Here is a 23,417-nt window from a genome sequence, read left to right as displayed (position 1 = left end):
CGCCGCGCCCAAGCCGGGTGCCTCCGCGCCCAAGCCGGGCGCCCCGCGTCCCGGCAACAACCCGTTCAGCCCCAAGGGCGGCTCCGCCGGGCCTCGCCCGGGCGCCCGCCCGGGCGGCCGTGGCGGTGCTCCGCGTCCGGGCAACAACCCGTTCGCCCCCTCGCAGGGCATGCGCTCCGGTCGTGAGGACCGCGCGCCTCGTCCGGGCGGCCCCCGTCCGCCGGCCGGTGCCGGCGGTCCCCGTCCGGGCGGTCCGCGCCCGGCCGCGGGCGCCGGCGGTCCCCGCCCCGGTGGGCCGCGTCCGAACCCGGGCATGATGCCCAAGCAGATCACCCCGGCCCCGCAGCCGGCCCGCGGCCGTGGCCGTCCGGGCGGCGGCCCCGGTGGCGGCCCGGGTCGTCCCGGCGGCCCGGGCGGCCGTGGCGGTCGCGGCAACGCCCAGGGCGCCTTCGGGCGCGGCGGCGGCCCGCGCAAGGGACGCAAGTCGAAGCGCGCGAAGCGCCAGGAGTTCGAGCAGCAGCACACGCGTGAGATCGGCGGCGTCAAGGTCCCCAAGGGTGACGGCACCACCGTTCTGCGCCTGCGCCGCGGCGCGTCCCTGGCCGACTTCGCCGAGAAGATCCGCGCCGACGTCGCCGACCTGGTGAAGGTGCTCTTCACCCTCGGCGAGATGGCCTCGGCCAACCAGTCCCTCGACGAGGAGACCTTCCAGCTGCTCGGCGACGAGCTGGGCTACAAGGTCCAGATCGTGTCCCCGGAGGACGAGGACAAGGAGCTGCTGGAGGCCTTCGACATCGACCTCGAGGCCGAGGCGGCCAACGAGGACGAGGCCGACCTCGAGCCGCGCCCCGCGGTCGTCACCGTCATGGGCCACGTGGACCACGGCAAGACGCGTCTGCTGGACGCCATCCGCTCCTCGAACGTCATCGAGGGCGAGGCCGGCGGCATCACGCAGCACATCGGCGCCTACCAGGTGCCCGTGGAGCACGAGGGCGAGCAGCGTCGCCTCACCTTCATCGACACCCCGGGTCACGAGGCGTTCACCGCCATGCGTGCCCGCGGTGCGAAGGTCACCGACATCGCCGTGCTGGTGGTGGCGGCCGACGACGGCGTCATGCCGCAGACCGTCGAGGCGCTCAACCACGCCCAGTCGGCCGGCGTGCCGATCGTGGTGGCGGTCAACAAGATCGACAAGGACACCGCCGCCCCGGACAAGATCCGCGGTCAGCTCACCGAGTACGGCCTCGTGCCCGAGGAGTACGGCGGCGACACGATGTTCGTGGACGTCTCCGCGCGCAACAACATCAACATCGACCAGCTGCTCGAGGCGATCCTGCTCACCGCGGACGCCGCCCTCGAGCTCACGGCGAACCCGCACAAGGCCGCCCGCGGCGTGGCCATCGAGGCCAACCTCGACAAGGGCCGCGGCGCCGTCGTCACCGTGCTGGTGCAGACCGGCACGCTGCGCGTGGGCGACACCATGGTGGTGGGCTCCGCCCACGGCCGTGTGCGCGCCATGTTCGACGAGAACGGCAACGCCGTGGAGGCGGCCGATCCGTCGCGTCCCGTCCAGGTGCTCGGCCTGTCCGCGGTGCCGCGTGCCGGCGACTCGTTCCTCGTCACCGACGACGAGCGCACCGCCCGCCAGATCGCGGAGAAGCGCGAGGCCGCGGACCGCAACGCCCAGCTGGCCAAGCGCCGCAAGCGCATCACCCTGGAGGACTTCGACCAGGCCGTGGCCGAGGGCAAGCTGGACACGCTCAACCTCATCATCAAGGGCGACGCGTCCGGTGCCGTCGAGGCGCTCGAGGACTCGCTGCTCAAGATCGAGGTCGGCGAGGACGAGGTGCAGCTGCGCGTCATCCACCGCGGCGTCGGCGCCATCACGCAGAATGACGTGAACCTGGCGACCGTGGACAACGCCATCATCATCGGCTTCAACGTGCGCCCCGCCGAGCGGGTCGCCGACCTGGCCGACCGCGAGGGCGTGGACATGCGCTTCTACAGCGTGATCTACGACGCGATCGATGACATCGAGAACGCGCTCAAGGGCATGCTGAAGCCGGAGTACGAGGAGGTCGAGCTCGGCTCGGCCGAGGTCCGCGAGGTGTTCCGCTCCTCCAAGTGGGGCAACATCGCCGGTTCGCTCGTGCGCTCGGGCCTCATCCGCCGCAACGCCCAGGCCCGCCTGGTGCGCGACGGCGTGGTGGTCTCCGATCACCTCAAGATCGAGTCGCTGCGCCGCTTCAAGGACGACGCCACGGAGGTCCGCGAGGGCTACGAGTGCGGCATCGGCCTGGGCAGCTTCAACGACCTCAAGGAGGGCGACGTGATCGAGACCTTCGAGATGCAGGAGAAGCCGCGCGTCTGACGGCCGGGGCGGGGGCCCGCACGGGCCCCCGCCCTCCGCGTCCCACCCTCTGAACCATCACCACCGGAAGGAACCGCACCATGGCCGATCCGGCACGCGCCGGCCGCCTGGCCCAGCGCATCAAGGTCCTCGTGGCCGAGGCGCTGCGCCGCGGCGTCAAGGACGACCGCGTGGAGCCCGTCACCGTGACGGAGGTCCGCGTGACCAACGACCTGCAGCACGCCACCGTCTACTACACCGTCCTGGGCGACGAGGCCACGGTGGCCGCCGCCCACGAGGGCATCCAGGACAACCGCGGCATCCTGCGCCGCGAGGTGGGCCGCGGGCTCACCATCCGCCTGGTGCCCACGCTCGAGTTCGTGGCGGACACCGTCCCCGAGGCGGCCGCACACCTGGAGGACGTCCTCCGCGCGGCCAAGGAGCGGGACGCCGAGCTGGCGAAGGCGCGCGAGGGCGCGTCGTACGCCGGTGACGCGGACCCGTACCGCAGCGCGGAGCCGGACGCCGACGCCGACGACGCCCCGCGCGCCTGAGGCCCGCGGCACGGTGAGCGCTCGCAGCACCGGGGGACAGGCCCCCGACGCGCCGGGAACGGAGGCGTCGGGGGTCGTCCTCGTGGACAAGCCGCAGGGGTGGACCTCGCACGACGTCGTCGGGCGGGTCCGCCGGCTGGCGGGCACCCGCAAGGTGGGCCACGCCGGCACCCTGGACCCCATGGCCACGGGCCTGCTCGTGGTCGGCGTCAACAAGGCCACGCGCCTGCTGACCGCCATCACGGGCACGGACAAGACGTACACGGCCACGATCCGCCTCGGGCAGTCGACCGTCACGGACGACGCCGAGGGCGAGGTCGTGCAGACCCGGCTGGCCAACGCCGTCACGCCCGAGCGCGTCGCCGAGCAGGTCGCCGCCCTCACGGGCGAGATCCTGCAGGCGCCCTCGGCCGTCTCCGCCGTCAAGGTGGCGGGCCGGCGCGCCTACGACCGCGTCCGAGCGGGTGAGGACGTCACCCTCGACGCCCGCCCCGTCACCGTGCACGAGTTCACGGTGCACGAGCTGCGCCGGCTCGACGGCGGCCGGCTGGTCGACCTCGACGTCACCGTGCGCTGCTCGTCCGGGACCTACATCCGGGCGCTCGCCCGCGACCTGGGCGAGGCCCTCGAGACCGGCGGTCACCTGACGGCGCTGCGCCGCACCGCCGTCGGCCCGTTCGACGTGGCCGACGCGCTCTCGCTCGAGGCCCTCGCGGAGCGGTTCGCGATGACCGAGCTCTCCAAGGCCGCCGCCGGGCTCTTCCCGGTGCGCGAGCTGACGGAGCACGAGGCCCACGAGCTCGCCTTCGGGCGGGTCGTGGCGCCCACCGGCACGGGTGAGACGCTCGTCGCCGGGCGCGCGCCGGACGGCCGCGTCATCGCCCTCGTCTCCGACGTGCGCCGCCGCGGCGCCGACGTCGCCAAGCCCCAGCTCGTGTTCGCCCCGGCCGAGGGGCCGGGACAGGGAAGGACCGCATGATCCTCGACGCCTGGTTCTGGACGGGACTGGTGATCGGTGCCGTCTCGTTCGTCGTCTGCGTGGTGATGACGGCGATCCGCCGCCACCCCGCGGACGCCTCGATCCTCTCGGTGGCCGCCGTCGAGCTGTTCACGCTCGTCTATGCGGCGGCCGCCGCCGTCCGCCAGCTCGGCGGGGACACCCTGAACGGCCCCGGCTGGGAGTTCTGGGGCTACATCCTCACCGCCCTGATCGTGCCGGTGATCGCCGTGGGCTGGGCCGTCACGGACAAGACCCGGTGGTCCAACCTCGTGCTGGCCGTGGTCGGGCCCACGATCGCCGTGATGCTGCATCGCATGCAGGTCATCTGGTTCGGGCAGTGGTGAGGAGGATGGACATGGCACCCAGCGACGGCGCCCCCGCGCGCAACCAGGGTCTCGGCCGGATCATCGTCATGGTCTACGCGGTGTTCGCCCTCTCCGCGAGCGCGCGCAGCCTCTTCCAGATCCTCACGCAGTTCGACGCCGCCCCCGTGGCGTACACGCTCTCCGCGGTCGCGGCGGTCGTGTACATCGTGGCGACGTTCGCGCTCGCCCGCTCCGGCGCGCGCGCCTGGGCCGTGGCGCTGGGCGCCGTGCTCGTGGAGCTGGCCGGCGTGGTGGGCGTGGGCCTGTGGACCGTCCTGGATCCGGGGATGTTCGCCCACGACACCGTGTGGTCCCGGTTCGGCGCGGGCTACGGCTATGTGCCGCTCGTGCTGCCGGTGGTCGGCCTGATCTGGCTGCTGACGCACCGCCCCGCCCGCCCGGCCGAGGCGGGGGCGCTCTGATGCGGGTCTGGAACAGCCTGGACGAGGTCCCCACGGACCTGCCGCGCACCGTGGTCACCCTGGGCAACTTCGACGGCGTGCACCGCGGCCACCGGGAGGTGCTGCGCCGGGTCGTCGAGCTGGCGCGGGCCCGCGACGCCCTGGCCGTGGCCGTGACCTTCACCCCGCACCCGCGCGCCGTGCACCAGCCCGAGGTGCCCCACGTGGACATCATCAGCCCCGAGCAGCGGGTCGTCCTCCTGGAGGAGGCGGGTCTGGACGCGGTGCTCCTGCAGCGGTACACCCTCGAGTTCGCGGACCAGTCCCCGGAGGAGTTCGTCCGCGGCATGCTCGTGCACGGGCTGCATGCCGCCGTCGTGGTCGTGGGGCACGACGTGCGCTTCGGCCGGGGCAACACCGGCGACGTCGCGGAGATGGTGCGCCTGGGGGCCCGCTACGGCTTCGAGGTCGAGGCCGTCGAGGAGTTCCCCGCCGAGCACGGGGCCGAGCCGGAGCGCCGTTGCTCCTCGACGTGGGTGCGCGAGGCCCTGGCCGCGGGCGACGTCGCTCAGGCCGCGGCCGTGCTCGGCCGGCACCACGTGCTCGCCGGCGAGGTGGTGCACGGGTTCGCGCGCGGCCGCGAGCTCGGCTTCCCCACGGCGAACCTCGAGACGGATGTGCAGGGCATGATCCCGGCCGACGGCGTCTACGCCGGTTGGGTGCACGACGCGCACGGCGGCGTGTGGCCGGCCGCGATCTCCATCGGCTCGAACCCCACGTTCGAGGACGTCTCCCGCGTGGTGGAGGCGCACGTGATCGACCGCCATGACGAGCGGGTGGAGGACTTCGACCTGTACGGCCAGCACATCGAGGTCGAGTTCGTGGCCCGGCTGCGCGGGATGGTCGCCTACGAGGGCGTCGAGAAGCTCGTGGCGCAGATCACGCAGGACGTGGACGAGGCCCGGGCGATCCTGGCCACGACCCCCTCCGACCGGTGAGCGCCCCGGAGCCGGGCGCTTCCCCCGCTGTGCCGAACCTGCCGGGGCGCCCGGCCCGGGCCCGTCGGGCCGGGCCCAACCCCTTCGAGACCGGCGGGGAGCACTACGACGCCGTCCGCCCCTCCTACCCGGCCGCCGTGGTGGACCGCGTCCTGGCGGGCATCGCCGACGGCGCGGAGGTGGTGGAGCTCGGGGCCGGGACGGGACTGTTCACCCGGCTGCTCGCGGCCCGCCCGGCGGACCGGGTGCGGACGGTGACGGCCCTCGAGCCGTCGGCGTCGATGCGCGCCGTCCTGGAACGCGAGGTCGCGGCCGGCACGGGCGGGCGGGTGCGCGCCGTGCCGGGCACGGGCGAGGCCACGGGCCTGCCGGCGGCGAGCGCCGACGCCGTGGTGGCGGCCCAGGCATGGCACTGGATGGACCCGGCCGCGGCGAGCGCGGAGGCCGCACGGGTGCTGCGCCCGGGTGGGCGCCTGGCCGCGGTGTGGAACCAGCTCGACACGGCGGTGCCGTGGGTGCACCGTCTCACCCGGATCATGCACGCCGGGGACGTGCACGCCGCCCGGCCGGAGCAGCGCCGGTTCGCCGCCCCGTTCGGGGCGGAGGAGCACGCGCGCTGGGCGTGGACGCAGCCCATGACCGCGGCGGGGCTGCACGGACTCATGGCCTCGCGCTCGTACTGGCTGCGCGCGGACGAGCGGATCCGGTCCCGGATGACGGCCAACCTCGACTGGTACCTGCACGAGCACCTGGGCCATGCGGCGGACGCGGTCCTGCAGGTGCCCTACGTGACGGTGGCCTGGTGGGCGGCGCCGGTCAGGGGCGGGCGCCCACGGTGACCGGGACCGTCCGGGCGATCCCGGCCCGCCGCGCCTGCCAGAGCAGCAGCGCCGTGGCCACCGCGACCACCGCCACCGAGAGCAGCGTGGCCGCCGGGGAGCCGGCGGTCTCCGCGCCCACGTAGCTGTCCTCGACGGTGCCCACGAGCGTGCCGACGGCGATGATCACCACGTTGTTGACCACGTGGAGGGCGACGGCGGCCTCGAGCCCGCCCGTGCGCCACGTGAGCAGGACGGCGGCGACGGCGAACGCGGCGAGGTCCAGCAGGATCCACGGGTCGAGCGAGCCGTGGGCGAGCGAGAAGGTCGCCGCCGAGAGCACCGCGGTGACCGCGGCGGCCACGACCGGCCGGCGGATCCACGTGCCGACGGCCAGCAGCAGCCACCCGCGGAACAGGTACTCCTCGCCCGCGGCCTGGAACGGGGTGAGCACGAACGCCATGACGAGCAGCCAGACCCAGTCCTGCGCGCGCGGGGCCGTGGGGGCGCCGTCGAGGGCCCACGCGCCCAGCACGTAGGCGAGGAACAGCGGCGTCAGCACGACGACGCAGCGCGCCAGCCAGCGCCAGCGCACGCGGCCCTCGACCGAGTGGACGAAGCGGGCGGCGACGGGGTGGCCCAGCGCCACGGCCAGCAGCGCGACCCCGATCAGCGCGGCGAGCAGGAGGTTGTTCAGCAGCACCATGGGCGCGGAGTACAGGTCGAGGTCGGTCACGTCCGTCGGGTCGGCCGCGCCGAGCAGCGCGGGCCCGGACGTGGCGATCAGGGCGAGAGCGCCCAGCACGCCCCCGAGCACGAGGAGGCCCACCAGGCCGGCCAGCACGAGGCCGAAGGACGCGAGCGGGTTCCACCATCGGGCCCGCGGCGTGCGCAGCAGCGCGGGGTAGCCGTGGCCGATCAGCGGCAGATCCAGGGGCGGCGCGGGCGGCCGGAGGGGGAACGACGACGGGGCCGGGGAGTGGGGGACCGGTGGGGTGCTCACCGGGCCAGGGTAGGCGATGCGGTAGACTCGACCCTCGGCCTCCCTGCAGTCCGCGGTGGGGTGGGCCCCGCGTCGTCCGCCCCGGCGGGGCGCGGCCCGTGTTCGCGGTACCGAAGTGAAGGAGGCCCACCATGGCCCTGGATCCCGCTGTCAAGCAGCAGATCATCAAGGAGTACGCCACCCACGAGGGCGACACCGGTTCCCCCGAGGTGCAGATCGCGGTCCTGTCCCGCCGCATCAAGGACCTGACCGAGCACCTCAAGGAGCACAAGCACGACCACCACACCCGTCGCGGCCTGATGGCCCTGGTCGGTCGCCGTCGTCGCATGCTCGGCTACCTGCAGAAGGTCGACATCGAGCGCTACCGCGCGCTGATCGAGCGCCTCGGCCTGCGCAAGTGACCTGAGGAGGCGGCGCCGGAGCCCGCGGGAGACCCGCGAGCGCCGGCGCCGCCTTTCGTCTGCCCCCGGACGCACGTAGTGTGTCCCGGGGGAGAGATCGCCGCAGCCTGCGGCACTCCGGCGCGCCATGGCGCGCATCCCCGCATCATCGACACACCCGACGGCTCCGCGCCCATCGCTCGCGGTCCTCGACAGTGGCTCCCGGACCCCGCCGCACGGCGGGATGCCGAGGGCCTCGATCGAAGACCAGGGGGACAGGGACGCCTGCGGCGCCGTCCACCTGAAAGGAGGCCCTCATGGAGGGTCCTGAGATCACCTTCGCCGAGGCCGTCATCGACAACGGCTCGTACGGCAAGCGCACCGTCCGCTTCGAGACCGGGCGCCTCGCCCAGCAGGCCGCCGGCGCCGCCATGGTCTACATCGACGAGGAGACGTCGATGCTGTCCGCCACCACCGTCGGCAAGTCGCCCCGCGAGGGCTTCGACTTCTTCCCGCTGACCGTGGACGTCGAGGAGCGCATGTACGCCGCGGGCCGCATCCCCGGCTCGTTCTTCCGCCGCGAGGGCCGCCCGTCCACGGACGCGATCCTCACCTGCCGCCTGATCGACCGCCCGCTGCGCCCGGCGTTCGTCAAGGGCATCCGCAACGAGGTCCAGGTCGTCGTGACCGTCACCTCGATCGCCCCGGACGAGATCTACGACACGGTGGCCATCAACGCCGCCTCCCTGTCCACGCAGCTGTCCGGCCTGCCGTTCTCCGGTCCCATCGGCGGCGTGCGCATGGCCCTCATGGACGACGGCTCCGGCACGCGCCAGTGGGTCGCGTTCCCGAAGCACTCCCAGCTCGAGGGCGCCGTGTTCAACATGGCCGTGGCCGGCCGTGTGGTGGGCGACGACGTCGCCATCATGATGGTCGAGGCCGAGGCGACCCCGGACTCCTGGACCCTGGTCAAGGAGCGCGGCGCGCAGGCGCCCACCGAGGAGATCGTGGCCGAGGGCCTCGAGGCCGCCAAGCCCTTCATCCGCGCCCTGTGCGAGGCCCAGGCCGACCTGGTCAAGCGCGCCGGCAAGGACCCGGTGGACGTCCCCGTGTTCCAGGACTACCAGGACGACGCCTACGCCGCCGTCGAGAAGCTCGCCACGGACCGCCTGACCGAGATCTTCTCCATCGGCGACAAGCAGGAGCGCGAGTCGGCCTCGGACGCCTACCTGCTCGAGGTGCTCGAGGAGCTCGCCGGCGAGGGCAAGGACTTCGCCGAGCGCAAGGGCGAGATCGCCAAGGCCTACGGCTCCCTCACCAAGCAGATCGTGCGCCGCCGCATCCTCACCGACCAGGTGCGCATCGACGGCCGCGGCCTGACGGACATCCGCAAGCTGACCGCGGAGGTGGAGGTCCTGCCCCGCGTGCACGGCTCCGCCATCTTCGAGCGCGGCGAGACCCAGATCATGGGCGTCACCACGCTGAACATGCTCAAGATGGAGCAGCAGATCGACTCGTTGGCGCCGGAGACGGCCAAGCGGTACATGCACCACTACAACTTCCCGCCGTACTCCACCGGCGAGACCGGCCGCGTGGGCTCCCCGAAGCGCCGCGAGATCGGCCACGGCGCCCTCGCCGAGCGCGCCCTCGTGCCCGTGCTGCCGGCCCGCGAGGAGTTCCCCTACGCGATCCGCCAGGTCTCCGAGGCCCTCGGCTCCAACGGCTCGACGTCGATGGGCTCCGTCTGCGCCTCCACCCTGTCCCTGCTGAACGCGGGCGTGCCGCTGCGTGCGCCCGTGGCCGGCATCGCCATGGGCCTGGTCTCCGCCGAGGTGGACGGCCAGACCCAGTACGCGGCCCTGACCGACATCCTCGGCGCCGAGGACGCGTTCGGCGACATGGACTTCAAGGTGGCCGGCACCGCGGAGTTCGTCACCGCGATCCAGCTGGACACCAAGCTGGACGGCATCCCGGCCTCCGTGCTGGCCGCCGCCCTGACGCAGGCCCGCGAGGCGCGCCTGCACATCCTGTCCGTGCTGAACGCCGCCATCGACGCCCCGGACGAGATGGCCCCCACCGCCCCGCGGATCATCTCCGTGCGCATCCCGGTGGACAAGATCGGCGCGGTCATCGGCCCCAAGGGCGCCATGATCAACCAGATCCAGGACGACACGGGCGCGGACATCACCATCGAGGACGACGGCACCGTGCTGATCGGCGCCACTGACGGCGCCTCGGCCGAGGCCGCGCGCTCCGCGGTGAACGCGATCGCCAACCCGCAGGTCCCCGAGGTCGGTGAGCGCTACCTCGGCACCGTGGTGAAGCTGACCACGTTCGGCGGGTTCGTCTCGCTCACCCCGGGCAAGGACGGCCTGCTGCACATCTCCGAGCTGCGCAAGCTCAACGAGGGCAAGCGCGTGGACGACGTCGAGGACGTGCTCGGCGTGGGCCAGAAGGTCCAGGTCGAGATCACCAAGATCGACGACCGCGGCAAGCTCTCCCTCTCCCCGGTGGTGGCGGAGTCCGACGCCGTGGCCGAGACCGCGGACGCGATCGAGTCCTCGCAGACCGAGGCGTGATCCGCCCCGGCCGGGCACGCCCGGCCCGGTGACCACGACGGCGCCGCACCCTCCCCGCGAGTGGTGCGGCGCCGTCGTCGCGCATGGGCGAGAATGGCCGTCATGAGTGTTCACCGTGAGATCCCCCTGGACTTCGACGGCGTGCTGGCGGACGAGGGCAACGGTTCCGTGGTGCGCCGCTCCGTGCTGCCCGGCGGCGTCCGCGTGCTCACCGAGGCCATGCCGGACCAGCGCTCGGTGACCATCGGCTACTGGGTGGCCGTGGGGTCCCGTGACGAGTCGCCCGAGGGCTACGGCGCCACGCACTTCCTCGAGCACCTGCTCTTCAAGGGCACGCCCACGCGCACCGCGATGGACATCGCGGCCGCCTTCGACCGCGTGGGCGGGGAGTCCAACGCCGGCACGGCCAAGGAGTCCACCGTCTACCACGCCCGCGTGCTGGACGAGGACCTGCCGATGGCCGTGGAGGTCCTCACGGACATGCTCACCTCCTCCCTGATCGACCCGGACGAGCTCAAGACCGAGCGCGGCGTGATCCTCGAGGAGCTCGCCATGGACGCGGACGACCCCGTGGACGTGGCCCACGAGAAGCTCGCCGAGGTCATGCTGGACGGCCACCCCCTCGGCCGGCCGATCGGCGGCACGCCCGAGACGATCCGGGCCGTCACCCGCGACCATGTGGTCGGGCACTACACGCACTGGTACCGCCCGGACGAGCTCGTCGTCACCGCCGCCGGCCACCTCGACCACGACGAGGTCTGCCGCCTCGTCCTCGCCGCCCTGCGCGCCTCGGGCTGGGAGCTCACCCCGGGAGCCCTGCCCGCCCCGCGCCGTGCCGTGGACACCGCCGGGGCCGCGGCCTCGCGGGTGCGGACCGGCACGCACACCGTCACCAAGGCGGTCGAGCAGGCCAACGTCCTCGTCGGCGGCCGCTCGCTGTCCACCACGGACCCGGACCGCTTCGCCCTGGGCGTCATGCAGTCCGTCCTGGGCGGGGGCATGTCCTCGCGGCTGTTCCAGGAGATCCGCGAGCGCCGCGGCCTGGCCTACAACACCTACTCGTTCTCCGCCGGGTACTCCGACGCCGGCTACTGGGGCCTGTACGCGGGCTGCCAGCCGGACCGGGTGGACGAGGTGGCCGCGCTGATGGAGGCCGAGCTGGACCGGATGGCCGAGGCCGACGTCACCGGGGAGGAGCTCGCGCGCGCCCACGGGCAGATCTGCGGCGGCACCGTGCTGGGCATGGAGTCCACGGGCGCCCGCATGTCCCGGCTGGGACGGGCCGAGCTGGTCACGGGGGAGTACGTGGACCTGGCGGCCTCCCTCGCCCGGGTCCGCGAGGTCGACGCCGGCCAGGTCCGGGCCGTGGCCGCGCGCCTGGCCGCGGGGGACCGGGCGCGCGTCGTCGTCGCCCCGGCCTGACCTCGGCCACGGCCGCCGGGGCGGGCCGCGTAGGCTGGAGGCCATGACCGAGACCCGCACCCCCTCCGCCGTGTCCGCTCCCGACGACGTCCCGCGCGTCGCGATCCTGGGCGCCCGTGGCCGCATGGGCCGCCACGCGGTGCCCGCGGTGCGAGCGGCCGAGGGGCTGAAGCTCGTGGCCGAGCTCGGCTCGCAGGACCGCCTGGACGCGGTGCTCGACGCCGGCGCCACGCACGTCCTGGACCTCACGGTGCCGGACGCCTCGCCTGAGAACGTGGCCTTCGCCGTGGAGCACGGGCTGCACACCGTGGTCGGCACGTCGGGCTGGGTGCCCGAGCGCCGCGAGCGCCTCGGGGCGCAGCTGGCTGAGCACCCGGGGGTGGGCGTGCTGATCGCCCCGAACTTCTCGGTCGGCTCGGTGCTGGCCTCGGCGTTCGCCGCGCAGGCGGCGCGGTACTTCGAGTCCGTCGAGCTCGTCGAGCTGCACCACCCGGACAAGGTGGACGCCCCGTCGGGCACGGCCGTGCGGACCGCCGAGCTCATCGGCGCGGCCCGGGACGCGGCCGGCGTGCCCATCTCCCCGGACGCCACCGAGCATGACCCGGACGGCGCGCGCGGCGCCGTCGTCCACGGCGTGCACGTGCACGCGGTGCGCCTGCGTGGCCTGGAGGCGCACCAGGAGGTGCTGCTGGGCGGGCCGGGTGAGCAGCTCGTGGTCCGGCACGACGCATTCGACCGCGGCGCCTACATGCCCGGCGTCGTCCTCGGCCTGCGGACCGTGGCCTCCCGCCCGGGTCTGACCTACGGACTGGATGGATACCTGGACCTTGGCTGAGCCCTCCCGCATCCCCGACGACGGCGCCGTGGGCCCGACCGTGCCCGCCGCCCGTGCCCGCCGCTCGACCGTGATGAGCAAGGTGTGGGTCGGCTTCGTGTCCCTGCTCGTGCTGCTGTTCGCCGGGTTCGCCCTCAACGCGTCCGTCGCGCTGGTGCGCGCCCCGCAGCCGCTGGCCAAGGCGATCGGCGTGGGCGTCATCCTCGTGGTGCTGGTGACCGTGGCCGTCCTGGCCCGCGAGGTGTGGTTCGGGCGCCAGACCGAACGCCTGGCCGACCAGCTCGAGGCCGAGGGCGGGCTGCCGGAGGACGACCTGCCGCGCTCGCCCGGCGGCCGGATCGACCGGGAGGCCGCCGACGCCCAGTTCGACCTGTACCGCGTGGAGGCCGAGGCCGCACCGCGCGACTGGCGCGCCCGCTACCGCCTCGCCCTGGCCTACGACGCCTCGGGCGACCGCCGCCGCGCCCGCGAGGCGGCCCGGGAGGCCGTCCGCCTGCACCGCGCCGGCTGACGCGGCCCACGCCTCGCTCAACGCCCTGCGACGGCCCGTTCCCCACCCGCCCGGGAGAGCCGGGCCATCACGGCTTCGAGCGGACCCCGTCGGCCGCTGAGCTCGGCGGCCAGCCCGGCCGCGAGGCTCAGCACGACGAGGGCGGCGAGCAGTGCCCCGTCGGCCGGGTCGAGTCCGGTCGCGTCCACGAGCGCGAGCACCACGAGGTGCCCCACGTAGAGCGTGAGCGGGATGCGCCCCGCACCCACGAGCGGGCGCAGCGCGGCGTGCCCGACCAGCGGCCGGGCCAGCAGGCAGGCGCCCAGCACGGCGCAGGCCCAGCCCGCCGCAAGCACGGCGGCCACCACGGACCCGGAGTGCGGGGTCGGCAGGGCGAGCCACAGCGGATCCGGGATCAGCAGCGCGAGCCGCGGCTCGCCCGTGCGCAGCGTGAGCGCCGTCTCGACCGGGTCCGTGCCGATCGCCGCGGCGACCCGCCCGACCGTGCCCGGAGCCCGCAGCACCGCCGCACCGACGACGCCGGCCGCCGCCCACGCCGCGGCCCCGCCGCCGAGGATCCCGGCGGCCACGCGGGGCCGGTCCAGCGGCAGCCGCCCCAGGGCCAGCCCCAGCACGAGGAACGCGCCCCAGGACAGGACGGGGTAGTAGCCCGTGAGCGTCAGATCGGCCAGCAGCAGCCCGGGACGCAGCAGGTCCGCGGGGCCGGGGGAGAGCCAGAGCCGCCCGCCCACGAAGAACTCCTGGCGCCCCACGACGGCCTGCACGGCCGCGACCACCGCGAACACCAGCACCGGCCCGAGCACGAGCCACGCCCCCGCGATCACCCCCAGGGTGCGGGCACGCAGGCCCAGCAGGGGCAGCGCGAGCAGGAAGAGCAGGGCGTAGTGGCACAGGATCACGGCCACGGGGACCCCGAGCGTCCCGCACGCGAGCCCGAGCACGAACAGCAGGCCCGCGCGTCGGGCGATCCGGCGGCGCAGCGTCGCGCGCCGGGCCCCCGTGGCCGGCGTCGCGCCCCCCGTGGACAGGGCCAGCCCGACGCCGGCCAGCAGGACGAACAGCACCGAGGCGCGTCCGGCGAAGGACAGGAACGCCGGGTGCGGCGCCCCGTCCGCCGTCGCCGGGTCGAGGACGTGGACGGTGATCATGCCGAGCAGGGCGATTCCGCGGGCCGCGTCGACGCCGGGCAGCCGGCGACGCGCGGGCCGGTCCGGGCGGACGGCGGCGGGGGGCGGGGCGGGACGCAGGGCGGGCTCCTCTCGAGTCGCCGCGCGTCGCGGAGGGGCCACGGACGGCGCGGGCCCCCAGTCTCGCAGGTAGGGTGGGGCCCATGAGTGCCGTCCGTTCCGCCGTCATCCCCTCCGAGCTGCTCTTCGGCACGGTCGTGCCCGCCATGGTCACCCCCATGACGGACGAGGGCGCCGTGGACCTCGAGGCGGCCGCCGCGCTGGCCGAGCACCTGGTGGACCGCGGGGCCGACGGCCTCGTGGTCACCGGCACCACCGGCGAGACCTCCACGCTCACGGACGACGAGAACGTGGCGATGTTCCGCACCGTCGTCGAGGCCGTGGGGGACCGCGCCAGGGTCGTGGCCGGCACCGGCACCAACGACACGGCGCACACCCTCGAGCTGTCCCGCCGCGCGGCCGAGACGGGCGTGGACGGGCTGCTGCTCGTCACCCCGTACTACAACAAGCCCAACCAGGCCGGCATCCGCGCGCACTTCGAGGCCGTGGCCGACGGCGTGGACCTGCCGATCATGCTCTACGACATCCCGGGCCGCTCCGTGATGCCGATCGAGCCCGAGACGATCATCGCGCTCGCGCAGCACCCCAACATCCGTGCGCTCAAGGACGCGAAGGGGGACCTGCAGTCCACCACCACCGTCCTGGCGCACACAGACCTCGACCTCTACTCCGGCGACGACGGCGCGACCCTGCCGCTCATGGCGCTCGGCGCCGTCGGGGTCGTCTCGGTGGCCGCGCACGCGGCCCCCGAGCTGTACCGCCAGCTCGTGGACGCCGTCCACGCCGGCGACCTGGCCGGTGCCCGTGATCACCACTTCGCGCTGGACCCCGTCCAGCGCGGCATCATGACCCACGTCCAGGGCGCGGTGGCCGCGAAGGCCGTCCTCGCCGCCCAGGGCGTCATCCCGTCCGCAGCCGTGCGGCTGCCCCTCGTCCAGGCCACGCCGGACGAGCTCTCCGTCATCCGAGCCGACCTCGCGGAGGCCGGCATCACCTTCTAGAAGGGACCCGTTCCATGACCGCAGGCACCCGCCTGTCCACCCCGCCCAAGCTCAAGCGGGGCACCTGCCGCATCGTCCAGCTGGGCGGCCTCGAGGAGGTCGGCCGCAACATGGTCACCTTCGAGATCGACGGCAAGATCCTCATCGTCGACTGCGGCGTCCTCTTCCCCGAGGAGCACCAGCCCGGCGTCGACCTGATCCTGCCGGACTTCGACTACATCCGGGACCGCGTGGACGACGTCGTCGGCATCGTCCTGACCCACGGCCACGAGGACCACATCGGTGCCGTGCCGTACCTGCTGCGCCTGCGCGACGACATCCCCGTGATCGGCTCCAAGCTGACCCTCGCCCTGATCGAGGCCAAGCTCGAGGAGCACCGGATCAAGCCGCGCACCCGCGTGGTCAAGGAAGACGACATCGTCGAGTTCGGCCCGTTCGAGTGCGAGTTCGTGGCCGTGAACCATTCGATCCCGGACGCGCTCGCCGTCGCCATCCACACGGACGCCGGCACCATCCTGCACACCGGCGACTTCAAGATGGACCAGCTGCCGCTCGACGGCCGCATCACGGACCTGCGCGCCTTCGCCCGTCTCGGCGAGGAGGGCGTGGACCTGTTCATGACCGACTCCACGAACGCCGAGGTCCCGGGGTTCACCACCACGGAGGCGGAGATCGGCCCCACCCTCGAGCGCTACTTCGCCACGGCGAAGCGCCGCATCGTGGTGGCCTCGTTCTCCTCCCACGTGCACCGCGTCCAGCAGGTCCTCGACGCCGCCCACAAGCACGGTCGCAAGGTGGCCTTCGGCGGGCGCTCCATGATCCGCAACATGACCATCGCGGCGAAGCTCGGCTACCTCAACGTGCCGAACGGGATCCTCGTGGACATCCGCAAGGTGGACAAGTACCGCGACGACGAGATCGTGCTCATGGTCACCGGCTCCCAGGGCGAGCCGATGGCGGCCCTGTCCCGCATGGCCAACGGGGACCACCAGGTGCAGCTGGCGGAGGGCGACCTCGTCGTGCTGGCCTCCTCGCTGATCCCGGGCAACGAGAACTCCGTGTTCCGCGTGATCAACGGGCTCATGAAGCTCGGCGCGACCGTGGTGCACAAGGGCATGGCCAAGGTGCACGTCTCCGGCCACGCCTCCGAGGGCGAGCTGCTGTACTGCTACAACATCGTCGAGCCCGAGTTCGTGATGCCGGTGCACGGCGAGACCCGCCACCTGATCGCCAACGGCCGGATCGCGGAGAAGACCGGCGTGCCGGCCGAGAACGTCATCCTCGCCGGCAACGGCACCGTGGTGGACATGACCGACGGCCTCGTGAAGGTCGTCGGCGAGGTGGAGTGCGGCTACGTGTACGTGGACGGCTCCTCCGTGGGCGAGATCTCCGACTCGGACCTCAAGGATCGCCGTGTCCTGGGCGAGGAGGGCTTCATCTCGATCATCACCGTGGTCAACCGGCAGACCGGCGCGATCGTGTCCGGCCCGGACGTCCACGCCCGCGGCGTCGCCGAGGACGAGAAGGTGTTCGAGGAGATCAAGCCGAAGATCGTCCGGGCGCTCGAGGAGGCCGTGCAGTCCAGCAAGGACCACACCGCCCACCAGCTCCAGCAGGTGGTCCGCCGGACCGTCGGCACGTGGGTCAACCGCAAGCTGCGCCGCCGCCCGATGATCATCCCGGTGGTCCTGGAGGCCTGACCCCTCCGGGTCGCCATGCCTGCCGTGTCCGCGGTTCGCGGTAGTTTGGTGGGCATGGCGACCCGTACTTCCCCCACGCGTTCGTCCTCCTCCTCCGCCACGTCCCGCTCCGGCTCCGCCGGACGCCGAGGCTTCGGACGGAAGGGGTCGACCGCGACCGTCCCCGAGGCCGACCTGCCCGCCGCGCCCCTGCGCGCCCTGCATACCCTGTGGATGGGGCTGGCCACGCCGGTCGGTGCCGGCTTCCGCAAGCTCGGCCCGGACGTGCGCATCGACCGCGAGGAACGCCGTGACGGCACCGGCCTGCTCCTGCTGCTGCTCGCCGCGCTGATCGCGGCCGTGGAGTGGTGGGGCCTGCGCGGCACCGCCGTCGGCCGCGTGGTGCACGGGGTGGTGGGCGGCACCGTCGGGTGGTTCGCCCTCCTGGTGCCGATCGCCCTGCTCGTCGTGGCCGTGCGCTGCTTCCGCCACGCCACGGACCATCGCGCCAACGGGCGCATCATCATCGGCCTGCTCATGGCGACCGTCGCCGGCTCCGGCATCGCCCACCTCGTGGGCGGTGTGCCCTCGGCCGCCGAGGCCTTCGAGGACATGCTCGGCGCCGGGGGCATGGTCGGCTACCTGGCGACGGCGCCGCTGGCCTCCCTGCTGACACCCGTGCCCGTCTGGGTCCTCATGATCCTGTTGGCCTTCTTCTCGGTGCTCGTGCTCACCGCGACGCCCGTCGGCTCGATCCCGCAGCGGCTCGCGGGCGGCTACGACTGGCTCACGGGCCAGGACCCCGAGGGCGCCTCCGAGCGGCGGGCCGCCCGCCGCGACGAGCGGCGCCGGGCCCGTGAGGTGCGCCGCGAGGCCGAGGACCTCGCCACCCCGCTCTCCGTGGACGCGGAGACCGGGCGCACCCACCCGGACCACGACCAGTCCTACCTGGACGGACCGGCCGCCGGCGCCCACGCCGCCGGGGCCTCCCGCCCCGGCCTGCTCGCGCGCCTGTTCGGCGGGCGCCGGGCACGCGAGGAGCAGGCCGCCGACGCCGCCCCGGAGCACACCGCCGGCACCGCCTACGACTCCCCGGTGATCCACGAGGCCGAGGCCGGCTCCCACGCCGCCCCCGAGGCCGAGACCACCCAGGTCCTGCCCCGACCCGCCCCGCGGCGGGCCGCTCGCGGGGAGCAGGGCGTGTTCGACGCCGAGCAGGCCGCCGCAGACGCGCGGGACGCGGGCCGGGACGCCTCGGACGACTTCGACCCGTGGGTGGACGAGGACGACGCGCCCGAGGACGCGGACGCCGAGCCGCAGCCACCCGCCGGAGTGCGCCGGCCCACGGCCGCGGACCGTGCCCTCGAGCAGGTGCGCGAACACGCCCGCGCCCAGCGCGAGGCCGCCGCCCCGGCCGCCGCATCCCTGGAGGAGGACGCGGGGGAGGACACCCCGTTCGCCCTGGACGACGCCCCAGGTCAGGGCTCCGGGACCGCCGCGTCGTCCTCCGCCGTGCCCGCCAGCACCCCCGCGCCGGTGCCGCCGGTGACCGCCGAGCCGGCCCGCGGCACCCAGTCCCCGCTGGGCGGGGACGTGTCCTACACGCTGCCGCAGTCGGCCCTGCTCCCTGCCGGCCCCCAGCCGAAGGAGCGCTCCGAGGCCAACGACCGGGTCGTCGCCGCCCTGACCACCACGTTCACCGAGTTCAAGGTGGACGCCCAGGTCACCGGGTTCTCCCGCGGGCCGACGGTGACGCGCTACGAGGTCGAGGTCGCCCCCGGCACCAAGGTGGAGAAGGTGACGGCGCTGGAGAAGAACATCGCGTACGCGGTGGCCTCCTCGGACGTCCGGATCCTCAGCCCCATCCCGGGCAAGCGCGCGATCGGCATCGAGATCCCCAACACGGACAAGGAGGTCGTGGCCCTCGGCGACGTCCTGCGCTCGCAGGCCGCCCAGCGCACCGACCACCCGATGGTGATGGGCGTCGGCAAGGACGTGGAGGGCGGCTACGTGGTGGCCAACCTGGCGAAGATGCCCCACATGCTCGTGGCGGGCGCCACCGGCGCCGGCAAGTCCTCGTTCGTGAACTCGATGATCACCTCGATCCTCATGCGCTCCACCCCGGACGAGGTGCGCATGGTGATGGTGGACCCCAAGCGCGTCGAGCTCACCGCGTACGAGGGAGTGCCCCACCTGGTCACCCCGATCATCACGAGCCCGAAGAAGGCGGCCGAGGCGCTGCAGTGGGTCGTCAAGGAGATGGACACCCGCTACGACGACCTCGCGGCGTTCGGCTACAAGCACGTGGACGACTTCAACAAGGCCGTCCGGGCCGGCCAGGTGAAGCTGCCGCCGGACTCCAAGCGCGTGCTGCGCCCATACCCGTACCTGTTGGTCATCGTGGATGAGCTCGCGGACCTGATGATGGTCGCCCCGCGCGACGTCGAGGACGCGATCGTGCGCATCACCCAGCTGGCCCGTGCGGCCGGCATCCACCTTGTTCTCGCCACGCAGCGGCCGTCCGTGGACGTGGTCACGGGCCTGATCAAGGCCAACGTGCCCTCCCGCATGGCGTTCGCGACGTCGTCGGTCACGGACTCCCGCGTGGTCCTGGACCAGCCCGGCGCGGAGAAGCTGCTCGGCCAGGGCGACGCCCTGTTCCTGCCGATGGGCAAGTCCAAGCCCATGCGCGTGCAGGGGGCGTGGGTCAACGAGTCCGAGATCCACGCCGTCGTGGAGCACGTGAAGTCGCAGATGCAGGTCCAGTACCGCGCGGACGTGATCCCCGAGAAGACCGAGAAGGTCATCGACGAGGACATCGGCGACGACCTGGACCTGCTCCTGCAGGCCGTCGAACTCGTGGTCACCACGCAGTTCGGCTCCACGTCCATGCTGCAGCGTAAGCTGCGGGTGGGCTTCGCGAAGGCCGGCCGCCTCATGGACCTCATGGAGTCCCGCGGCGTCGTGGGCCCCTCCGAGGGCTCCAAGGCCCGCGACGTGCTGGTCAAGCCCGACGACCTCGCGGACGTGCTCGCCACCATCTCCGGAGACACCCCGCCCTCGGCCACCTCCGGCGACGGCGACGCCTCGGCCGGAACCGGCGACGGCGACGCCTCGGCGTCGGCCGCTCCGCGCGACCTGGTGCAGGAGGACCTGGACTCGCGCCCGGCCGCCGTGGACTGGAACGACGAGGACGATGATGAGGGATCGGAGGACGCGTGGCAGCTGACGGGCAGATGAGCGCGGCTGGCGGGGCGCAGCGCGTGTCCGCCTGGAACCTGCCGAACATCCTGACCTCGGTGCGCATCCTGATGGTGCCCTTCTTCGCCTGGGCGCTGTGGGTCGGCGGGCCGTGGGGCGGCGACTCGCTCGTCGCCCGGTGGCTCGCGCTGGCGCTGTTCGCGGCGGCCATGTACACCGACAAGCTCGACGGGGACATCGCCCGCGCCCGCGGGTTGATCACCGACTTCGGCAAGATCGCGGACCCCATCGCGGACAAGCTGCTCACGGGCACGGCCCTCGTGCTGTTCTCCCTGCTGGGGGAGCTGTGGTGGTGGGTGACCATCGTGATCCTGGTGCGCGAATGGGGCATCACCCTGATGCGCTTCGTGGTGATCCGCTACGGCGTGATGCCGGCCGGCCGCGGCGGCAAGCTCAAGACCGTGCTGCAGACCGTGGGCATCGGCCTGCTGCTCCTGCCCTTGGCCCCGGTCGTGGGCGGCTGGTGGCCGTGGGCCGGCTGGGTGGTCATCGGGGCCGCCACCGTGCTGACGGTGCTGACCGGCCTGGAGTACGTCAAGGACGCGTGGGTCCTGCGGCGGGACGCCCTCGCCGCCCAGCGGGGGGCCTGAGGCGATGACCATGGCAGGCGCCCAGGACGTGGTGCACGCGCTCGCGCACGCGGGCCGCACGGTGGCGACGGGGGAGTCCCTCACCGCCGGCCTGCTGGCCGCGCGCCTGGCCGACGTCCCCGGGGCGTCGGCCGTGCTGCACGGTGGCGTGGTGGCCTACCAGAACGCCGTGAAGACCGGCCTGCTGGGTGTGCCCGAGGACCTGCTCACGCGGGTCGGGGCGGTGGACGCGGACGTGGCCCGACGGATGGCCCTCGGCGCCCGGGCGGCCCTGGGCGCCGACGTCGGCGTGGCCACCACGGGCGTCGCCGGGCCCGAGCCCCACCAGGGCCGGCCGGTGGGCACCGTGTGGCTCGGCCTGGCCGTGCCCGACGCGGACGCGAGCGCGCTGGACGTGCTCGGCGGCGAGCGCGACGGCGCGGCCACCGCGATCCTCCTCCGGCTCGACGGCGACCGGGCCGCGATCCGGGAGGCCACCGTCGCCGCGGCGCTGCAGGCCCTGACGCACCTGCTCGCCGGCCCCGGCCACTGAGGCTGCACGGGGGCGCCGACCGACCCGACTCGGCGCCCCGTCCCTGGTGCCGGCCCAACCCGGCGCGTAGGTTCGGCGCGATGGAGACCGCATCGCCTCCCACCCCGCCCGAGCATGCACCGCAGGACGGCGACGACGCCCCGGGCCCCCGCGTCATCGGCCTCGTGGCCGACCCGGGCACCCCGTGGGCCCTCGTGCGCCGCATCGCCGGGGACGTCGAGGACCGGCTCGACGAACGCCTGCCGCAGCCCGGCGGCTGGCGGGTCGAGACCCGGCAGGAGTCGCTGCCGGTCGGTGCGACCGGGGGCATGGTCCTGGAGGAGCCGGTCCGCTCACTCGCGGACGGGCAGGGATGGGACACGGTGGTCGCCGTCGTCGACCTGCCCCGGTTCGACGACCGGCGCGGCGTGGTGGCGGACGTCGTGCCGCAGCTGCGGGTCGGCGTCGTGTGCGTCCCGGCGCTGGGGGTCATCACCCCGGCCCGTCGGCTGCGGGAGACGGTGCTGCGGATCGTCGAGCACATCGACACCGCCCCCCACGTGGACCCGCCGGACGGGGAGCTGGACGTGCAGTCCTCCGACGAGTCCGGCGAGGTGGAGGAGGACGGCGGCCCGTCCCCGGCGGACGAGCCCCCCGAGCCCGACACTGACGCGCTGCGGGGCATCGCCCCGCTGGTCGACGTCGACGCGGACGTGACCACGGCCACCCGGATGGGCGGCGGGTCCCGGCGCACGTCCACGGTGTACGTGAAGGGCTGGGCGGGCACGCTGCGTCTGCTGGCCGGGATGGTGATGGCCAACCGGCCGCTGCTCATGCCGCGGGACATGACGTTCACGATCGCCTCGGCCAGCGCGGCCGGTGCCTACGGCGTGTTCTTCGGCTCCATCTGGGTGCTCTCCAGCGTGATGTCCCCGGTGCGGCTCGCGGCGGTCAGCGTGCTGTCCGTGGTGCTGCTGGTGGCGTGGCTGGTCACCACGAACGGCCTGTGGACGCACGGTGCGGCCCACCGGCACAGCTCGCGGCTGGACAACCTCTCCACCGTGCTCACCGTCGGTCTGGCCTGCACCGTGGTCTACGTCCTGCTCTTCGTCACGCTGCTGCTGGTCGCGCTCATGATCATCCCCGTGGAGTATCTGGGGGAGGAGCTCGAGCAGCCCAGCGGTGTGGGCGACTACGTCCGGCTCGTGTGGCTGGCGGCGTCGATGGGCACGATGGCCGGGGCCGTCGGATCGAGCCTGGACGACTCCGAGCGCATCCGGAACGCCACGTACTCCCTGCGGGAACGGCATCGGCGCTCGGAGCGGCACGGGGGCGACGGGGCCGCGGAACGCCCGAGGGAGGGGGAGGCCGTGCCTCGGGAATGAACGCGACCCCGCCCGACGTTGAATGTAATGAGTCAAGAAGAGTGCCTCGCGGGATCAGGCCCGCGGCCCGGTGCCTTCAGGAAAAGTCCAGGAGCAGGCGATAGACATGATGCGACATCCCGTCCATTCCCACGGAATCACGCGCTGGGTCGATGACCAGCCCCGTCCCCGCGCGGCCGCCCCCGACATCAAGGAGCGCAGCATGCCCCTCCTCCGCCACGAGATCGGCGACGTCCTGCGCGACGTCCGGCAGCTCCAGGGCCGCACCCTGCGCGAGGTCTCGCACGATGCCCGTGTCTCGCTCGGCTACCTGTCGGAGGTGGAGCGCGGCCAGAAGGAGGCCTCCTCCGAGCTGCTGGCCTCGATCTGCCAGGCGCTGGACATCCCGCTGTCCTACCTGCTGCGGGAGGTCTCGGACCGGCTCGTGGAGCAGGAGGGCATGGTCGTCCCGGACACCCTGCCGGACGACCTCACGGACCCCAGCCTGGGCTCACTGGCCGGCCGCTGACCCCGCCACACCCACGGCG

21 protein-coding genes are annotated in these 23,417 nt (G+C 73.7%); 19 read left to right on the top strand and 2 right to left on the bottom strand.

Features of this window, described 5'->3' with window-relative positions; all coding sequences use genetic code 11:
- The 7 genes from infB to ACZ1IK_RS06045 all read left to right on the top strand — a co-directional run.
- Positions 1 to 2,371, top strand: a 2,371-nt coding sequence (infB, locus tag ACZ1IK_RS06075; RefSeq protein ID WP_465098390.1) for a translation initiation factor IF-2, incomplete at its 5' end; no start/stop codon positions are given.
- A gap of 80 nt (positions 2,372 to 2,451) precedes the next feature.
- Positions 2,452 to 2,904, top strand: coding sequence for a 30S ribosome-binding factor RbfA (gene rbfA / locus ACZ1IK_RS06070; protein ID WP_073116937.1), 453 nt, complete (start codon positions 2,452 to 2,454; stop codon positions 2,902 to 2,904).
- A 13-nt stretch (positions 2,905 to 2,917) separates the two neighbouring features.
- Positions 2,918 to 3,883: a tRNA pseudouridine(55) synthase TruB gene (gene truB / locus ACZ1IK_RS06065; protein ID WP_129867285.1), complete on the top strand. Its 966-nt coding sequence runs from the start codon at positions 2,918 to 2,920 to the stop codon at positions 3,881 to 3,883.
- Positions 3,880 to 4,248, top strand: coding sequence for a hypothetical protein (locus ACZ1IK_RS06060; protein ID WP_002855305.1), 369 nt, complete (start codon positions 3,880 to 3,882; stop codon positions 4,246 to 4,248). The genes truB and ACZ1IK_RS06060 overlap by 4 nt, the downstream gene beginning before the upstream one ends.
- Positions 4,249 to 4,259: 11 nt before the next feature.
- On the top strand, positions 4,260 to 4,691 hold the full coding sequence (locus ACZ1IK_RS06055; protein ID WP_036314984.1) for a hypothetical protein: 432 nt from the start codon (positions 4,260 to 4,262) through the stop codon (positions 4,689 to 4,691).
- Complete coding sequence (locus ACZ1IK_RS06050; RefSeq protein ID WP_036314988.1) at positions 4,691 to 5,668, top strand: bifunctional riboflavin kinase/FAD synthetase; 978 nt, start codon at positions 4,691 to 4,693, stop codon at positions 5,666 to 5,668. Before ACZ1IK_RS06055 ends, ACZ1IK_RS06050 begins: the two co-directional genes overlap by 1 nt.
- Positions 5,665 to 6,507, top strand: a complete 843-nt coding sequence (locus ACZ1IK_RS06045; RefSeq protein WP_036314991.1) for a class I SAM-dependent methyltransferase — start codon at positions 5,665 to 5,667, stop codon at positions 6,505 to 6,507. Before ACZ1IK_RS06050 ends, ACZ1IK_RS06045 begins: the two co-directional genes overlap by 4 nt.
- Here the strand turns inward: ACZ1IK_RS06045 and ACZ1IK_RS06040 are convergent.
- A complete protein-coding gene (locus tag ACZ1IK_RS06040) occupies positions 6,485 to 7,489 on the bottom strand; it encodes a CPBP family intramembrane glutamic endopeptidase (protein ID WP_044658601.1) in 1,005 nt (334 codons plus the stop codon). The genes ACZ1IK_RS06045 and ACZ1IK_RS06040 overlap by 23 nt on opposite strands.
- Positions 7,490 to 7,620: 131 nt before the next feature.
- On the opposite strand from ACZ1IK_RS06040, the gene rpsO reads away from it, so the two are divergent.
- The 5 genes from rpsO to ACZ1IK_RS06015 all read left to right on the top strand — a co-directional run bounded on the left by rpsO (position 7,621) and on the right by ACZ1IK_RS06015 (position 13,216).
- The gene (rpsO, locus tag ACZ1IK_RS06035) at positions 7,621 to 7,890 is read left to right on the top strand and encodes a 30S ribosomal protein S15 (RefSeq protein ID WP_017488396.1); all 270 of its coding nucleotides are present in this window, start codon (positions 7,621 to 7,623) and stop codon (positions 7,888 to 7,890) included.
- Between the two features lie 296 nt (positions 7,891 to 8,186).
- Positions 8,187 to 10,448, top strand: a complete 2,262-nt coding sequence (locus ACZ1IK_RS06030; RefSeq protein WP_129866883.1) for a polyribonucleotide nucleotidyltransferase — start codon at positions 8,187 to 8,189, stop codon at positions 10,446 to 10,448.
- A gap of 93 nt (positions 10,449 to 10,541) precedes the next feature.
- Positions 10,542 to 11,870 (top strand): M16 family metallopeptidase, encoded by a 1,329-nt coding sequence (locus ACZ1IK_RS06025; protein ID WP_376699721.1) that lies wholly within the window; start codon positions 10,542 to 10,544, stop codon positions 11,868 to 11,870.
- A 43-nt stretch (positions 11,871 to 11,913) separates the two neighbouring features.
- Positions 11,914 to 12,705 carry a 4-hydroxy-tetrahydrodipicolinate reductase gene (gene dapB, locus ACZ1IK_RS06020; protein WP_129866881.1) on the top strand — a complete coding sequence of 264 codons (792 nt, stop codon included), beginning with the start codon at positions 11,914 to 11,916 and terminating at the stop codon, positions 12,703 to 12,705.
- Complete coding sequence (locus ACZ1IK_RS06015; RefSeq protein WP_206496343.1) at positions 12,698 to 13,216, top strand: hypothetical protein; 519 nt, start codon at positions 12,698 to 12,700, stop codon at positions 13,214 to 13,216. Before dapB ends, ACZ1IK_RS06015 begins: the two co-directional genes overlap by 8 nt.
- 17 nt (positions 13,217 to 13,233) lie before the next feature.
- Here the strand turns inward: ACZ1IK_RS06015 and ACZ1IK_RS06010 are convergent, their stop codons facing one another.
- Positions 13,234 to 14,505, bottom strand: a complete 1,272-nt coding sequence (locus tag ACZ1IK_RS06010) for a heparan-alpha-glucosaminide N-acetyltransferase domain-containing protein (RefSeq protein ID WP_129866880.1) — start codon at positions 14,503 to 14,505, stop codon at positions 13,234 to 13,236.
- A gap of 41 nt (positions 14,506 to 14,546) precedes the next feature.
- On the opposite strand from ACZ1IK_RS06010, the gene dapA reads away from it, so the two are divergent.
- The 7 genes from dapA to ACZ1IK_RS05975 all read left to right on the top strand — a co-directional run bounded on the left by dapA (position 14,547) and on the right by ACZ1IK_RS05975 (position 23,398).
- Positions 14,547 to 15,464, top strand: a complete 918-nt coding sequence (dapA, locus tag ACZ1IK_RS06005; protein WP_036384223.1) for a 4-hydroxy-tetrahydrodipicolinate synthase — start codon at positions 14,547 to 14,549, stop codon at positions 15,462 to 15,464.
- Between the two features lie 14 nt (positions 15,465 to 15,478).
- On the top strand, positions 15,479 to 17,164 hold the full coding sequence (locus ACZ1IK_RS06000) for a ribonuclease J (RefSeq protein ID WP_036315017.1): 1,686 nt from the start codon (positions 15,479 to 15,481) through the stop codon (positions 17,162 to 17,164).
- A gap of 54 nt (positions 17,165 to 17,218) precedes the next feature.
- On the top strand, positions 17,219 to 20,383 hold the full coding sequence (locus ACZ1IK_RS05995) for an FtsK/SpoIIIE family DNA translocase (RefSeq protein WP_465098389.1): 3,165 nt from the start codon (positions 17,219 to 17,221) through the stop codon (positions 20,381 to 20,383).
- Complete coding sequence (locus ACZ1IK_RS05990) at positions 20,380 to 20,994, top strand: CDP-alcohol phosphatidyltransferase family protein (protein ID WP_044658592.1); 615 nt, start codon at positions 20,380 to 20,382, stop codon at positions 20,992 to 20,994. The genes ACZ1IK_RS05995 and ACZ1IK_RS05990 overlap by 4 nt, the downstream gene beginning before the upstream one ends.
- 10 nt (positions 20,995 to 21,004) lie before the next feature.
- Entirely contained in the window at positions 21,005 to 21,526 is a 522-nt protein-coding gene (locus ACZ1IK_RS05985; RefSeq protein WP_185194679.1) for a CinA family protein, read from the top strand.
- Between the two features lie 80 nt (positions 21,527 to 21,606).
- Complete coding sequence (locus tag ACZ1IK_RS05980) at positions 21,607 to 22,890, top strand: hypothetical protein (RefSeq protein ID WP_465098388.1); 1,284 nt, start codon at positions 21,607 to 21,609, stop codon at positions 22,888 to 22,890.
- A gap of 106 nt (positions 22,891 to 22,996) precedes the next feature.
- Entirely contained in the window at positions 22,997 to 23,398 is a 402-nt protein-coding gene (locus tag ACZ1IK_RS05975) for a helix-turn-helix domain-containing protein (RefSeq protein ID WP_036315027.1), read from the top strand.
- Positions 23,399 to 23,417 lie beyond the last annotated feature (19 nt).

The sequence above is a fragment of the Micrococcus sp. CS26 genome, assembly GCF_055522295.1.
The sequence above is the reverse complement of the archived record's forward strand: the minus strand, read 5'-3'. Positions and strand labels throughout refer to the sequence as shown.